Origin of the sequence: Rhodococcus sp. T2V, assembly GCF_029269925.1 — a bacterium.
In the GTDB taxonomy this organism is placed as follows: domain Bacteria; phylum Actinomycetota; class Actinomycetes; order Mycobacteriales; family Mycobacteriaceae; genus Rhodococcus_F; species Rhodococcus_F koreensis.
Window position 1 is genome coordinate 1 of record NZ_JARJBD010000435.1, and the last position, 371, is coordinate 371.

Consider the following 371-nt stretch of genomic DNA (forward strand, 5'->3'; position numbering starts at 1 on the left):
GGATCGGGTCCTCGGGGTGGCGTTGCTCGCCGACCCGGGTGCCGGCACGCAGGGCGCCGCGACGGTCGGCCCGACGACCTCCGGGGAGGGGATCGCCGGTCCCCGGTCGCAGGGCATGGGGACGCTGTCGGGGCGGGTCGCCTCGATCTGCGATCCGAACGACCTGTACTGCTCGATCCGCAAGGGCGCCAACCCGTTCCTCGGATCCCTCGGGGCGATCCTCTCGAAGACCCCCAGCAACACCAACACCGGTGCCGGTGCCAGTGGAGGAGGCGCGACGGTCGCCACCGCACTGACATCGGATTTCAGTGGCGCCGACCTGCCCGGTCTCGGATCGAATGTCGACGCGCTCGGAAAGCAACTGTCCGGCA

The 371-nt window shown here is 70.6% G+C and carries 1 pseudogene; it reads left to right on the forward strand.

Annotated features, from left to right (window positions below):
- A pseudogene (locus P3H15_RS54720) lies at nucleotides 1–371 on the forward strand (cutinase); the annotation flags it as partial.